Origin of the sequence: Methylophaga sp. UBA3603 (assembly GCF_002375335.1) — a bacterium.
In the GTDB taxonomy this organism is placed as follows: Bacteria; Pseudomonadota; Gammaproteobacteria; order Nitrosococcales; family Methylophagaceae; genus Methylophaga.
The window spans coordinates 601,307-614,221 of sequence record NZ_DFMC01000010.1 but is presented as its reverse complement, the minus strand read 5'-3'; the positions used below and the strand labels follow the sequence as shown (position 1 = coordinate 614,221).

Sequence of the window (12,915 nt, the reverse complement as noted above, 5' to 3'; positions counted from 1 at the left end):
TATCAGACAAATTTGCGTTTTAATTTAATGAGAATTGGGATAATCAATAGTACAGCTAAATAAGGTAAATATTGTAAAAATAATGCACTGGGTGTATCTGCTTTGGCCACCAGATATGTCAGGATTAAAAAACTTATCATCGCCAGATTCTGCACCCAATTATTCGCAGCCAGCACACTGCCTAATTGAGTAATGTCAGCATGCATTTGAATTAATGCATTGAGTGGAATAATAAACAAACCACCAAAAAAACCAAAGCCAATTATTGCTAAAGCGAATGGAATGACAGCACTAAGGTAGGGGATTACAAACAGCATGCCGATTAATCCAATGGCCCCCACCAAAATGACAGGGAAATGAATTTGTTGACGACAAAGCTTTCCGGCCAGAAGAGAACCGCTGATGATGCCCAGACCCGAGCAGGCTAATAAACCCTGAATGATGATCGTATTGTCTTCATTCAGCACGATTTTGGCAAAAGCTGGAAAGACTGCCAGCATGGTTTGAGATAATGCCCAGAATAATGATAATCCCAATATCGAAAACCAGATTATCGGTTTGGTAGTCACCAGTTTTACATTGGTTTTTAGTTGTTTACCTTGGGTATATGCTGCCCAGTTAAAACGATGCTCTTTCTGGCTGGGAAGCAATACTGGCAGACGCCATGCAAGCCATAATTCTAATAATGACAATCCCACTAAACACCAGCCTAATGGGGCAATCAGTCGAATAATATCGGCTTCGTTTTGATAAACCTGATCGCTTAACAGGCTTTCAAACAAGATGGTAAAGACAAATATCCCACTTAAAATTGCCACGATGGTAGTGGCTTGCAGAAAACCATTGGCAGGGGCAATTTCAGTTTTACCGGCCAGCTCGCGGATATAGCCATATTTAGCGGGAGAGTAGATCGCACTTTGTGCAGCTAAAACAAAGGTTAAAGCAAAGGCAAAAATGAACCAGCCTTGATAATAGGAGAGTGTAATCAACAAGGTAACGATGACGGCAGAGAAAGCCGACCAGCGCATAATACCGGGTTTGGCAAATCTATCTGAAAGATAACCTGCCGGGGTAAACAATAAAATAAAGGGTAATAAAATTAACGCATTAACAACGGCTGTCAGGCCGACTTGCGCTGCATCATCATAAATTTTGAATATGGTATTTTGCACGATAATTTTGTGGCCAAGATCCACCATGGCATTGATAAACGCCACAGCAAGAAAAGGTCCTAAAGCCGATAGGCGTAAAGTCATCTTTGGTTTAACTTTCGCCCTTTAACCTGACGGCTAAAACGTCACACCCAGCATGATGCAGTACAGCATTGGCGGTGGAACCCAGTAGCATTTTAATGCCTTTACGACCGTGAGAGCCCACGACGATCAAATCAACATTGTTTTCTTCGGCAATACGCACAATGTCGCGACCTGGACTGCCAAATTCTATCCATTGATTGTTTGGTTCAATATCAAATTTTTGCCCTAAAGCGGTTAGTTGTTTTTTGCCTGCATCGAGTAAAGCCTCACGCATATCAGCATCAACACTAATCATTGGCTCATAAGCAAAATCTGTAAGTGGAAAATCCTCTACGATATGACATAAACTCAAACGTGTATTGTTAGCCGATGCTAATGCTTTAGCTCGGTGAATCACCATATCCGTATGGTTGGAAAAATCCGCTGCAATCAGAATATGTTGATAAAGCGCCATTGGTATTTCTCCTAAGGATAGATAAGGCAGGGAGGCCCTGCCTTATGAGTTTTTATTTTTCACTTTCCAGAAAACGTTCAGCATCCAGCGCTGCCATACAACCAGCTCCTGCTGAGGTAATCGCCTGACGGTAAATCGGATCAGACACATCACCCGCAGCAAATACACCAGGAATACTGGTTTGGGTACCTTTCTTGAGGATAATGTAGTCATGCTGCATTTCCAGCTGACCTTTAAACATCGACGTATTAGGTTGATGGCCGATGGCGATAAAGACACCTTGAACGGCAATTTCCTGAGTATTATCCGTTTCTGTACTCTTTACACGAATACCTGTAACGCCAGCATCATCACCCAGAACTTCATCAAGAGTATGATTCCAGAGAATTTCCACATTTCCGGTTTCGGCTTTTTTCAGTAACTGATTACTGAGAATTTTCTCACTACGGAAGCTATCACGGCGATGAATTACGGTAACTTTGGAAGCGATATTAGATAAATATAATGCTTCTTCTACGGCTGTGTTACCGCCACCGATGACGGCAACAGGTTGATTCTTATAGAAGAAACCATCGCAGGTGGCACAGGCTGAAACCCCACGCCCCTTAAAAGCTTCTTCAGAATCCATGCCCAGATATTTTGCTGATGCACCGGTAGCAATGATTAAGGCATCAGCTGTGTACTCTCCGGCATCGCCGGTTAATTTGAACGGCCGCTGGGTTAAATCCGCAGTATGGATATGATCAAAGATAATGTCGGTACCAAAACGTTCTGCATGTTTTTGCATACGCTGCATTAATTCCGGACCTTGCACACCATCGGCATCACCAGGCCAGTTATCGACATCGGTGGTGGTGGTTAACTGACCACCTTGTTCAATACCAGTAATTAAAACAGGTTCCAAAGCAGCACGAGCAGCATAAACCGCGGCCGTATAGCCCGCCGGACCAGAGCCTAAAATCAGTAGTCGGCAGTGTTTGCTGTCCGCCATAAGAGTGTCTCCCAGTATCGAATAAAAAACGAATCGATTAGAGTACCCATTGCTTTGCTTTTGGACAAGCATCAGCTGTTAAAACCTGTGTTAGAATTTGCGCTTAATCAATTGGCTTCATTGGAATTATCACATTGGCACAAGCGACAAAGGCAAACGACAAAAATAAACCGGATGCCACCGCTGGCGCAGTCGGATTCAGACTTCGGGAAGCTGCACTGATTCTGGCGCTGGCACTGGCGGCTTATTTACTTCTGTCTTTATTAACCTACGAACCGACGGATCCGGGGTGGTCAACTACCGGTACTGATGATCTGATCGCGAACCGGGGCGGTATTGTCGGAGCCTGGTTGGCAGATGCTTTGTTGTACGGCTTTGGTTTCCCAGCTTATCTTGCGCCATTTATGGTGGGCTTCAGTGGCTGGCTTTTATTCAGTTGGGGCAAACGTGCCGATGGCGACGATGCGTTACATTTCTGGGTATTGAAATCAGTTGGATTAGTGATGGCCTTGGCCGCAGCCAGTGGCTTGTCTTCCTTGAGTTTAATGGACTACGCTGATTTGTTGCCTTTAGGTGCTGGCGGGGTGCTGGGTGAAGTGGTTGGCCATGGTTTTGAATCGGTTTTTGGTGCTTCCGGAACCAGTTTATTGCTATTGGCGCTGCTATTGACCGGGGTAACGTTGTTTACCGGTTTATCCTGGCTGATGGTTATTGATCGTCTCGGTGCGATAGCCATGGTGGTGTTAATTCATGTAGCTCGCTGGAGTCGTGAGCTAAAGGAAAATTTGCAGGTTAGACGCACCCGTCAGCAACGCGAAGAAACGTTTATTGCTCAGAAAGAGAAAATGCAGCACAAGGCCAAAGTCCGAGTTGAGCCAAAGTTGCAGGTAAAAGAACCCAGCAAACGCGAAGAAAAGGAACGTCAGCAACCTTTATTTGAGACACCTGACGCACCGGGTATGCCGACTCTGTCGTTACTGGATCTGCCAAAAGCTGTCACAGCGGGTTACAGCGAAGATGTATTACAAGCGCTATCACGGCTGGTGGAGTTGAAGTTAAAAGACTTCGGCGTGGAAGTGCAGGTGGTCGAGGTTCAGCCCGGTCCGGTAGTCACGCGCTTTGAATTACAGCCTGCAGCTGGTATCAAGGTCAGCCGCATCAGTGGTTTGGCGAAAGATTTGGCCAGAGCCTTATCTATCACCAGTGTGCGTATTGTTGAGATTATTCCGGGTAAACCCTATGTTGGTTTGGAAATTCCCAACGAAATACGTGAAGTGGTTCGGTTACGTGAAATTCTCGCCTGTAGTGATTATGAAAACAGTAAATCACCGCTGGTTATGGCCTTGGGTAAAGATATTGCCGGCCGACCTGTGGTGGCAAACCTTGAAAAAATGCCGCATTTACTGGTGGCGGGCACAACGGGTTCAGGTAAGTCTGTTGCAGTAAATGCCATGATTTTAAGTCTGCTGTATAAAGCCACTCCGAAAGAGGTCCGGCTGATTATGGTAGACCCCAAAATGCTGGAATTATCAATTTATGAAGATATTCCACATTTATTGACGCCGGTCGTCACCGACATGAAAGAAGCCGCCAATGCATTGCGCTGGTGTGTTGCTGAAATGGAACGACGTTACCCACTGATGGCGGCATTAGGCGTGCGAAATATCGCTGGGTTTAATAAAAAAGTACAGGATGCGATTGATAGTGGTGAACCCATTCCGGATCCAATGGCTGAAGTGTTACCCGGCGAACCGATTCCAACACTGGAAACTTTGCCATTTATCGTGGTAATTATCGACGAACTGGCCGATATGATGATGGTGGTCGGCAAGCAGGTCGAAGAACTGATCGCCCGGCTTGCCCAGAAAGCTCGTGCTGCCGGTATTCATTTGATTCTGGCAACCCAAAGACCATCGGTCGATGTCATTACCGGTTTGATAAAAGCCAATATACCCACACGAATGGCATTTCAGGTGTCGTCGCGAATTGATTCACGCACTATCCTTGATCAGATGGGCGCAGAGCAGCTGTTAGGGCAGGGTGATATGTTGTATCTGCCTCCAGGCAGTGGATTGCCAGAACGGGTGCATGGCGCCTTTGTCGATGATCATGAAGTGCATGCTGTGGTGAATTTCCTGAAAACCCAGGGCGGCCCAAATTATCTGGAAGAAATTACTCAGGATAATGCGGATGATGATAGCGAGGGTGGCAGCGCCATTGGTGATGCCAGTGATGGAGAATCTGATCCCCTCTATGATCAAGCGGTGCAGATTGTGACTGAAAGCCGCCGCGCTTCTGTTTCCGGAGTGCAGCGTCGCCTGAAAATCGGCTATAACCGCGCGGCTCGCATTGTAGAAGCGATGGAAGCTGCAGGTGTGGTTTCAGCAATGCAAACCAATGGTAGCCGTGAAGTATTAGCACCCCCTCCGCGTAATTAATGCAATTAGTTAGTAACAGTTGATGTCTTAGTTGTTCCTGAAATGTTTTGGAGTAAAGAAATGATAAAACGCTGTGCAATACAGTGGTTGATGCTTGGATGGTTAATTCTGCCATCATTGGCATTTGCAGAATCGGCTGTTGATAGACTCAATACATTTGTTCAGGAGGTCTCCCAGTTGGAAGCAGACTTCCAGCAAACTGTAATTGGTACGGATGGTCAGGTGGTTGAAGAAGCAACCGGTCAGTTTCTGTTATCCAGGCCCGGTAAATTCCGTTGGGATTATGAAACGCCTTTCCCGCAACAAATCGTGGCGGATGGCGAGCGTATCTGGTTTTACGATGTCGATTTGGAACAAATCACAGTCAAGTTACAGGATGAAGCCTTAGCCGAAACGCCAGCAGGTTTATTATCCGGCAATACCTTGCCAGAAGCGGAATACGATATTCAGGAACTGGAATCGGAAGACGATCTGCAATGGGTTCGACTGGTGCCAAAAGCGGATGACAACAATTACCAGACAGTCGCTTTGGCTTTTGATGAAAAGGGTATTCGTGAAATGCTGATGGTAGACAGTTTTGATCAGCGCACCCGCCTGGTGTTTAAAAATCTAAAGATTAATCCTGATTTACCAGCATCAAGATTCGAATTCAAAGCGCCATCGGGTGTTGATGTGGTGGGTGACGTTCCCTAATGAGTCTGTTTGATAATCTGCATCCACATGTCGGCCGTCCATTGGCTGATCGGATGCGGCCGCAGTCGCTTGATGAATATATAGGTCAGCAACATTTACTGGCCGAGGGGAAGCCCTTAAGACAGGCCATCGCCACAGGCCAGCCGCATTCAATGATCTTCTGGGGCCCTCCAGGAACTGGTAAGACAACGCTGGCACGATTGATCGCCGGTTATTGTGATGCAGAATTTATCAGTATTTCGGCTGTATTGGCCGGGGTCAAAGAAGTTCGTGAAGCCGTTGCCAGAGCCAAGCAGCTGCAACAGGAACGTGGTCGACGCACCATGTTGTTTGTTGATGAGGTACATCGGTTTAACAAGTCGCAGCAGGATGCTTTTCTTCCCTATGTTGAGGACGGCACCTTTACCTTTATCGGTGCCACCACTGAAAACCCGTCATTCGAATTAAATAACGCATTGTTATCGCGGGCACGCGTCTACGTACTCAAATCGCTGGAAATTAATGATTTAAAACTGATCATTGAGCGGGCTATGCAGGATGGTATCCGTGGACTTGCTGGCCGTGATATCGCGATGAGCGATAAGTTACGTGAACAGTTGGCGCAAGCAGCCGATGGGGATGGCCGAAGGGTGCTGAACCTGTTGGAAATCGCCATTGATTTAGCAGACAGTAAACAGCAAACCGAAGTCGATGAGACTGATCTGGCCGAAGTATTATCAGGTACCTTACGACGATTCGATAAGGGTGGAGAAGCTTTTTACGATCAGATCTCGGCATTACATAAATCAGTTCGTGGCTCCTCACCAGACGGAGCGTTGTATTGGTTATGTCGGATGCTGGATGGTGGTTGTGATCCAGTTTATTTGATGCGGCGTATTGTGCGGATGGCGGTTGAAGATATCGGTAATGCTGATCCGCGGGGCTTGCGTATTGCGTTGGATGCCTGGGAAAGCTTTGATAAACTGGGTCGTCCTGAAGGCGAACTGGCGATTGCTCAAGCGGTGGTCTATCTGGCCAGTGCACCAAAAAGTAATGCTGTATATACCGCTTTTAAAGCGGCGATGCAGGATGCCAGGAACTTTGGTTCAGCCGAAGTGCCTTTGCATTTGCGTAATGCCCCGACCAAGTTAATGAAAGAGCTGGATTACGGTAAGGAATACCGTTACGCCCATGATGAGCCGGATGCATATGCGGCGGGAGAAAACTATTTTCCGGAAACTATGCCGCAGCGACACTATTATCAGCCGGTCAACCGTGGTCTGGAAATCAAAATTGCCGAAAAACTGGCGCATCTGAGAGAACTGGATAAACAACGACGCTAACGGCAATTAACCAGTATAAATATCGTAACGGGTATTTTTACTTTCAATGCTGACGTGTGGTTTTTGATCTGCGAAAAATTCAGCACCTTTTGGTCGTTTAACGGTTACCCGTTTTAACGCAACTTTACGTGCAATATTGAGTAACTCGGCACTATTACTATCGGGGCCGACCAGATGATGTAAAAGCTGCATTTCCTTTTTGACCAGAGCCGATTTTTCTCGTGCTGGATACATCGGATCCAGATAAACCACATCCGGTCTTTCTGCTTCGCTAAGGCTGGCTAAATACTTCGTAGCATCGCTCTGGTGTAACTGCATGCGCGAGATAATTTGTGCCGTCTCTGCATCTGTCTCTGCACGTTGCATCGCATCGGACAATAGGGCTGCTACAAGTGGTTGCTGTTCAAGCATTGTCACCTGACAACCGAGGCTGGCAAATACAAAAGCATCCCTGCCAAAACCGGCAGTTGCATCGATGATAATTGGATTCGCGCCGTTTTTAAGGCCTACAGCTTTTGCCAGTGGCTGACCCCTACCACCACCAAATTGACGTCGGTGCTGATTTTTACCGCTAACAAAATCGATAAAAACGGGCCCCCCCAGCTGGGGATAACGAATTTCCAGTCGGTTAGGCGTTAAAATCAGCTGGGCTTTTTCTGCATCAGGCAACATTAATTCAAGATTAAGTTGCTCAGCCAGTAAGGCCGCTCTATTGCTTAACGTGGCGTCAGTTACAGCCAGGGAAGTTATCTGAATTGTCACAACAGATTATTGACTGATAATAAAATCACCAAAAGCACGGCTGCCTTTTCCAGTTTTAACATCAGTAATACGTTTGCCCGTAGTCGTGTCAATGATGGATACACTGTCACTACCCCAGTTGGAAACGTAGAGATGTTTACCATTGGCCGTTATATCAATACCTTCCGGACTGTCTTCTACATCAATGGTATTAATATTCTTCTGTGTAGCAATGTCTATCACGGATACGCTGTTTTCATCCTGATTGGTCACATAGAGAAACTTGCCATCAGGGCTAGCCACCGCACAATAGGGCCATTCACCAACCTCGATTGTGGACGTTGCTGTCAAGTTATGAGTATCAATCATCGTCACACTGTTATCTTGAACATTTACGCTGAAAAGCCGTTGTCCGTCCGTCGTTAATGCAAGACCAAACGGGGATTTGCCAACATTTACGATTTCCAGAACCTGTTCAGTAATAGTGTCGATGATGCTGACAGTATTGTCATCACGGTTAGCAACATATAATCGGTTACGTGATTCATCGAGGATAATACCTGCAGGTGATTTCCCTACGTTGATACGATGACGGATTTGTTGTTCATCGACGTCGACGATACTGATTTTATGTTCGTACCAGTCAGCAACATAAGCAATGCTGCCATCATGGTTAGTGGCGATACCGACCGGTCCCTGACCGACTGGAATCTGGCTGATTTCAGTTAATTTACGTGCATCAATAACGGAAATATTCTGGCTGTCAGGATTGGTAATCAGTACTCGATTTCCGTTCTGACTTAATGCCACTCCCGCCGGCGCCTTGCCGGCCTTAATCGTGCTGACTACTTGCCGCTCATTTATATCAATCACCGTTATGTCATCACTGAGCTGGTTGGTGATAAAGGCATAGTCAGTTTTTTCTGCACAGGCGCTTAACGAAATCGTTGCAAACATAAAAAAAGCGACCCGATTAAGGGCCGCTTTCAGAAAAGCATTTTTGTCGTTCGAAAAAAGCATTATTTTTCCATAATGTTTTTCAGGTTTTCCAAACCGCTTTTATACACAGCAGTTACAGCTTCAACCGCTTCAGCATCAGACTGACCTTCTGGTACTGGTGGGTTATCCATGAAAGAACGATAGAATTTACCGCGCCATCTTACTTCAGTTCCACCATCTACTTCATTAACATACATCCATGATTTGTAGGTAGAAACGGGCAAGGTGTAATAAGGTGTATCTTGACTGTTAAACGTAATGGTTTTAACGACGCTCATATCAGTGATCTTGTAAATCAAGGTCATTTTTTCGTCGTTAATTTTATCCAGCTCTTCGGTAATAGTTGGGTTGCCTTCGCTTTTCAATGTTAAAACACGAACCTTATCGTCCTTCATTTCAACACTTTCAACTGCTGGATGCCATTTATCAATGGCGCTAAAATCTTTGAGCATGCTCCAGACTTTTTCAGGTGAAGCATTAATCACTATTTTCTCATCAACTTCCTGACGAGTAGGGCCGTGCGCTGTGGCTACCAAAGGTAAGGCGATAACTGCGGCTGCAACGATTTGCAAAAATTTCTTCATTCTTAAATTTCTCCGTTTGATCGGTGGTTTACCAAAATATCTGCAGGAACTTTGAGTCAATACCCATGGAACTAGTTCCTCAAACTTAACATGGCGACAACACTTTAGCCGATACAGAATGGTTTTTCCACACAGCGATTTGACTTACCAACAGCGATTCAAGAAAATTACCGATCTTTATATCTAATATCGGCAGTAAAAAATGGCGCCACTGATAAAAATCAGGGATTTGTATTTTAACCGTGGAGACAAAGTTATCTTCAGCGGTGTAGATATTGATATCTACCAAGGTAAGGTAACCGCTATCATGGGGCCGAGTGGTACAGGTAAAACCACGCTGCTTAAACTGATTGGCGGTCAGCTTAAACCGGATCGCGGTACTGTTGAAGTTGATGGCCAAAATGTCCACAAGCTTTCTCATTCCAAGCTCTATGAATTGCGCAAGCGCATGGGAATGTTGTTTCAAAGTGGTGCCTTGCTGACCGATCTCAATGTTTTTGAAAATGTTGCTTTTCCATTACGTGAACATTCCAGGTTGCCCGAATCAATGATTCGTGATTTGGTATTGATGAAACTCCAGGCCGTGGGCTTAAGAAATGCCCGGGAAATGATGCCTGCTGAGTTATCTGGCGGTATGGCGCGCCGAGTTGCTCTGGCACGGGCCGTCACACTAGACCCAATGATGATTATGTACGATGAGCCATTTACCGGACAGGATCCCATTTCAATGGGTACACTGGTGAATCTAATACGCCGCATCAACGATGCAATGGGACTGACCAGTATTATCGTGTCACATGATGTCGCTGAAACCACCAAGATCGCTGATGAAATTTATCTGTTGTCCGGCGGAAAGGTCATTGAGAAAGGTAATCCCGAAACGCTGAAAACTTCTGGCTCGGAATGGGTGAAGCAATTTTTACAGGGTTTACCAGATGGACCTGTTCCGTTTCATTACCCGGGTAATGACTTTAAAAATGATCTGTTGAATTCAAAGGAAACACAATGATCGAGCTGCTGCGCAGCCTTGGTCGCTGGGGACTAGATACCTTTCAGCGACTTGGACGGGGCCATTTGTTCTTAGTGCAGATGCTGGCAGGGATTCCAAGCTCGGTATTCCGCTTTTCACTGGTTGTTCAGCAATTATTTTATGTCGGTGTTTTATCAATACTCATCATACTGATATCCGGCTTATTTGTGGGCATGGTTCTTGGTCTTCAGGGCTATAATACGCTGGTAGATTTTGGTGCTGAAGAATCTTTAGGTGTGCTTGTTTCATTATCATTAGTCAGAGAGCTTGGCCCGGTTGTCAGTGCGTTACTGTTTGCCGGTCGAGCTGGCTCGGCCCTGACGGCTGAAATTGGTTTGATGAAAAGTACAGAACAGTTATCAGGTATGGAAATGATGGCTGTTGACCCGATGCGCCGTATCGTTGCTCCAAGATTTTTAGCGGGTCTTATATCCATGCCATTACTGGCAGCTATATTCAGTGCTGTAGGAATATTTGGCGCTTTTTTAGTTGGACATGGCCTGCTCGGTGTCGATGATGGTGCTTTCTGGTCACAGATGCAGGCTAAAACTGACTGGTATGAAGATATCCTGAACGGGGTAATAAAAAGTATTGTCTTTGGTTTTGTCGTGACATGGATTGCTCTGTTTGAAGGTTATGATGCCTCACCAACTTCGGAAGGTGTGGGGCGCGCCACAACGCGGACAGTTGTCCATTCCGCTTTCGCTATTCTCGGCCTGGACTTTGTTCTGACTGCGTTGATGTTTGGAGATGTGTAAATGAATTCGAAAAGAAGTACCGAAATTATGGTCGGCTTGTTTGTCGCAGCTGGCATGGCAGCCTTATTTGTGTTGGCGATGAAGGTCAGTAATCTTGGTGATATTACGGATGAAAAAGGCTATGAAGTCGTCGCCAATTTTCAGAATATTGGTGGATTGAAACCACGATCTCCAGTGACGATGGCAGGCGTAAGAGTTGGTCGTGTAACATCAATATCTCTGGATCCTGACACCTATGATGCAAAAGTCACCATTAATATCTATCCACAATATGACAACATTCCGATAGATACCTCTGCCAGCATCTTTACTGCAGGTTTGCTGGGAGAGCAATACATCAGTTTGTCACCAGGTGCGGATGATTTCTTCCTGGAAGACGGTGATGTGATTGATTTGACTCAACCAGCGGTGGTATTGGAGCAGGTAATTGGACAATTCTTGTACAGTACAGCGGAAGGTGAATAAGATGATTAAATTTAAACAGGTGTCTCTCCAGTTAATGTCAGCATTTTTGCTGGGCATGCTGGCGTTCAGCGCATCCGCTCAGGCGATGCCGGAGCCACAGGCTTTAGTGAAAGAAGCCTCAGACAACATGCTGAAAGCTCTGAAGGATAATGAAGCTGAACTGGAAACCAATCCGCAGAAAATCTATACGCTGGTACAGGATATCCTGTTTCCACATTTCGATTTCGAGCGTATGGCCAAATTGGCATTAGGTCGAAGCTGGCGTGATGCTTCAGCTGAACAACAGGCCCAATTTGTCGAAGAATTCCGTTTGTTACTGGTCAGAACCTACGCTACGGCAATGCTGGAATACACTAACGAAGAAATTCGCTTTCTGCCTTTTCGCGATGACTTGAAAAAGGGGCGGGTAGATGTACCAATGGAAGTGGTACAACCAAACGGTCCATCTGTTCCGATGGCATTATCACTTTATAAAAACAAGAACGATGAATGGAAAGTTTATGATGTCAAAATTGAAGGCATCAGTCTGGTGACGAATTACCGTTCATCATTTAACCGTGATATTAGAACCAGCGGAATGGATGCCTTGATTGAAAATCTTGCTAAACGCAATGATAAAGCCAGATGATGAAGCTCATTTTTGACGATGCTACCAAACGTATCCTGGTTTCCGGTGAGTTGACTTTTGATACCGCTGCCAGCGGTATCGATATGACGGATCAATTGTTTGCCGAAGTGGATCCGCTTGATGTTGATTTAAGTGAAGTCAGTCGTAGTGACAGTGCCGGCCTGGCTTTACTGATCGAATGGATGCGTCAGGCTGAAAAATTAGACAAGCCGATTCGTTATTTTAATATGCCGGCACAGATGCTGGCGATGGCAGAAGCAAGCGGATTGGAAGAACTTCTTCCTCTGCAATAACTATAATTTAAGTGGTGAAACATGAAAGCAGCAGATATCAAAGCAATGATTGAAGCAGGCTTACCTGATGCTGATGTTGAAGTGTTTGGTGAAGATGGCCAGCATTTTGATGCCCGGGTTTTTAGTCCGTCATTTTCTGGAAAAAGCCTGATAGAACAACACCGTATGGTCAAAGCAACTTTGGGTGACAGCTTCAGTAGTGGTGCTGTACACGCATTGTCACTGAAAACGGGCGTCTCTCGCTAATCCATTCCCTTATTCTT

15 protein-coding genes are annotated in these 12,915 nt (G+C 45.6%); 9 read left to right on the top strand and 6 right to left on the bottom strand.

Going from position 1 to position 12,915, the window contains the following annotated elements:
* Positions 1 to 2: 2 nt before the first annotated feature.
* Genes B4F66_RS13820 through trxB form a run of 3 tightly spaced genes read right to left on the bottom strand, consistent with a single transcriptional unit; the run spans position 3 to position 2,701 of the window.
* Positions 3 to 1,256 carry an MFS transporter gene (locus B4F66_RS13820; protein WP_292356576.1) on the bottom strand — a complete coding sequence of 418 codons (1,254 nt, stop codon included), beginning with the start codon at positions 1,254 to 1,256 and terminating at the stop codon, positions 3 to 5.
* A 7-nt stretch (positions 1,257 to 1,263) separates the two neighbouring features.
* Positions 1,264 to 1,710, bottom strand: coding sequence for a universal stress protein (locus B4F66_RS13815; protein WP_292356574.1), 447 nt, complete (start codon positions 1,708 to 1,710; stop codon positions 1,264 to 1,266).
* Positions 1,711 to 1,762: 52 nt separating this feature from the next.
* A complete protein-coding gene (gene trxB, locus B4F66_RS13810; RefSeq protein WP_292356572.1) occupies positions 1,763 to 2,701 on the bottom strand; it encodes a thioredoxin-disulfide reductase in 939 nt (312 codons plus the stop codon).
* A 134-nt stretch (positions 2,702 to 2,835) separates the two neighbouring features.
* On the opposite strand from trxB, the gene B4F66_RS13805 reads away from it, so the two are divergent.
* The 3 genes from B4F66_RS13805 to B4F66_RS13795 are packed head-to-tail and all read left to right on the top strand — an operon-like array spanning position 2,836 to position 7,154.
* Complete coding sequence (locus tag B4F66_RS13805) at positions 2,836 to 5,139, top strand: DNA translocase FtsK (RefSeq protein WP_292356570.1); 2,304 nt, start codon at positions 2,836 to 2,838, stop codon at positions 5,137 to 5,139.
* Positions 5,140 to 5,199: 60 nt separating this feature from the next.
* Positions 5,200 to 5,832, top strand: a complete 633-nt coding sequence (gene lolA, locus B4F66_RS13800) for an outer membrane lipoprotein periplasmic chaperone LolA (RefSeq protein WP_292356567.1) — start codon at positions 5,200 to 5,202, stop codon at positions 5,830 to 5,832.
* Positions 5,832 to 7,154: a replication-associated recombination protein A gene (locus tag B4F66_RS13795; RefSeq protein WP_292356565.1), complete on the top strand. Its 1,323-nt coding sequence runs from the start codon at positions 5,832 to 5,834 to the stop codon at positions 7,152 to 7,154. The genes lolA and B4F66_RS13795 overlap by 1 nt, the downstream gene beginning before the upstream one ends.
* A 6-nt stretch (positions 7,155 to 7,160) precedes the next feature.
* Here B4F66_RS13795 and B4F66_RS13790 read toward each other — a convergent pair whose 3' ends face one another.
* The 3 genes from B4F66_RS13790 to B4F66_RS13780 are packed head-to-tail and all read right to left on the bottom strand — an operon-like array spanning position 7,161 to position 9,478.
* Complete coding sequence (locus tag B4F66_RS13790; RefSeq protein WP_292356563.1) at positions 7,161 to 7,916, bottom strand: class I SAM-dependent methyltransferase; 756 nt, start codon at positions 7,914 to 7,916, stop codon at positions 7,161 to 7,163.
* A gap of 6 nt (positions 7,917 to 7,922) precedes the next feature.
* On the bottom strand, positions 7,923 to 8,915 hold the full coding sequence (locus B4F66_RS13785) for a YVTN family beta-propeller repeat protein (protein ID WP_292356561.1): 993 nt from the start codon (positions 8,913 to 8,915) through the stop codon (positions 7,923 to 7,925).
* A complete protein-coding gene (locus B4F66_RS13780) occupies positions 8,915 to 9,478 on the bottom strand; it encodes an SRPBCC family protein (RefSeq protein WP_292356559.1) in 564 nt (187 codons plus the stop codon). Before B4F66_RS13780 ends, B4F66_RS13785 begins: the two co-directional genes overlap by 1 nt.
* 202 nt (positions 9,479 to 9,680) lie before the next feature.
* Between B4F66_RS13780 and B4F66_RS13775 the strand changes: the two genes are divergently transcribed.
* From B4F66_RS13775 to B4F66_RS13750, 6 genes are read left to right on the top strand one after another with little or no spacing between them, the layout of a single operon-like run.
* Positions 9,681 to 10,487, top strand: a complete 807-nt coding sequence (locus tag B4F66_RS13775) for an ABC transporter ATP-binding protein (RefSeq protein WP_014705893.1) — start codon at positions 9,681 to 9,683, stop codon at positions 10,485 to 10,487.
* Positions 10,484 to 11,266, top strand: a complete 783-nt coding sequence (gene mlaE, locus B4F66_RS13770; RefSeq protein ID WP_292356556.1) for a lipid asymmetry maintenance ABC transporter permease subunit MlaE — start codon at positions 10,484 to 10,486, stop codon at positions 11,264 to 11,266. Before B4F66_RS13775 ends, mlaE begins: the two co-directional genes overlap by 4 nt.
* Positions 11,267 to 11,731 carry an outer membrane lipid asymmetry maintenance protein MlaD gene (gene mlaD / locus B4F66_RS13765; RefSeq protein ID WP_292356554.1) on the top strand — a complete coding sequence of 155 codons (465 nt, stop codon included), beginning with the start codon at positions 11,267 to 11,269 and terminating at the stop codon, positions 11,729 to 11,731.
* A 1-nt stretch (position 11,732) separates the two neighbouring features.
* Positions 11,733 to 12,359: an MlaC/ttg2D family ABC transporter substrate-binding protein gene (locus B4F66_RS13760; RefSeq protein ID WP_292356552.1), complete on the top strand. Its 627-nt coding sequence runs from the start codon at positions 11,733 to 11,735 to the stop codon at positions 12,357 to 12,359.
* Positions 12,356 to 12,652 carry an STAS domain-containing protein gene (locus B4F66_RS13755; RefSeq protein ID WP_292401258.1) on the top strand — a complete coding sequence of 99 codons (297 nt, stop codon included), beginning with the start codon at positions 12,356 to 12,358 and terminating at the stop codon, positions 12,650 to 12,652. The genes B4F66_RS13760 and B4F66_RS13755 overlap by 4 nt, the downstream gene beginning before the upstream one ends.
* A 21-nt stretch (positions 12,653 to 12,673) precedes the next feature.
* Positions 12,674 to 12,898 carry a BolA family protein gene (locus B4F66_RS13750; protein ID WP_226071530.1) on the top strand — a complete coding sequence of 75 codons (225 nt, stop codon included), beginning with the start codon at positions 12,674 to 12,676 and terminating at the stop codon, positions 12,896 to 12,898.
* Positions 12,899 to 12,915 lie beyond the last annotated feature (17 nt).

Bases quoted from the DNA above. Each gene is read 5' to 3' on its own strand.
- B4F66_RS13820 (WP_292356576.1), bottom strand. From the start codon at position 1,256: ATGACTTTACGCCTATCGGCTTTAGGACCTTTTCTTGCTGTGGCGTTT.
- B4F66_RS13760 (WP_292356552.1), top strand. From the start codon at position 11,733: ATGATTAAATTTAAACAGGTGTCTCTCCAGTTAATGTCAGCATTTTTG.
- trxB (WP_292356572.1), bottom strand. From the start codon at position 2,701: ATGGCGGACAGCAAACACTGCCGACTACTGATTTTAGGCTCTGGTCCG.
- mlaE (WP_292356556.1), top strand. From the start codon at position 10,484: ATGATCGAGCTGCTGCGCAGCCTTGGTCGCTGGGGACTAGATACCTTT.
- mlaD (WP_292356554.1), top strand. From the start codon at position 11,267: ATGAATTCGAAAAGAAGTACCGAAATTATGGTCGGCTTGTTTGTCGCA.
- B4F66_RS13815 (WP_292356574.1), bottom strand. From the start codon at position 1,710: ATGGCGCTTTATCAACATATTCTGATTGCAGCGGATTTTTCCAACCAT.
- B4F66_RS13755 (WP_292401258.1), top strand. From the start codon at position 12,356: ATGATGAAGCTCATTTTTGACGATGCTACCAAACGTATCCTGGTTTCC.
- lolA (WP_292356567.1), top strand. From the start codon at position 5,200: ATGATAAAACGCTGTGCAATACAGTGGTTGATGCTTGGATGGTTAATT.
- B4F66_RS13785 (WP_292356561.1), bottom strand. From the start codon at position 8,915: ATGCTTTTTTCGAACGACAAAAATGCTTTTCTGAAAGCGGCCCTTAAT.
- B4F66_RS13795 (WP_292356565.1), top strand. From the start codon at position 5,832: ATGAGTCTGTTTGATAATCTGCATCCACATGTCGGCCGTCCATTGGCT.
- B4F66_RS13775 (WP_014705893.1), top strand. From the start codon at position 9,681: ATGGCGCCACTGATAAAAATCAGGGATTTGTATTTTAACCGTGGAGAC.
- B4F66_RS13750 (WP_226071530.1), top strand. From the start codon at position 12,674: ATGAAAGCAGCAGATATCAAAGCAATGATTGAAGCAGGCTTACCTGAT.
- B4F66_RS13780 (WP_292356559.1), bottom strand. From the start codon at position 9,478: ATGAAGAAATTTTTGCAAATCGTTGCAGCCGCAGTTATCGCCTTACCT.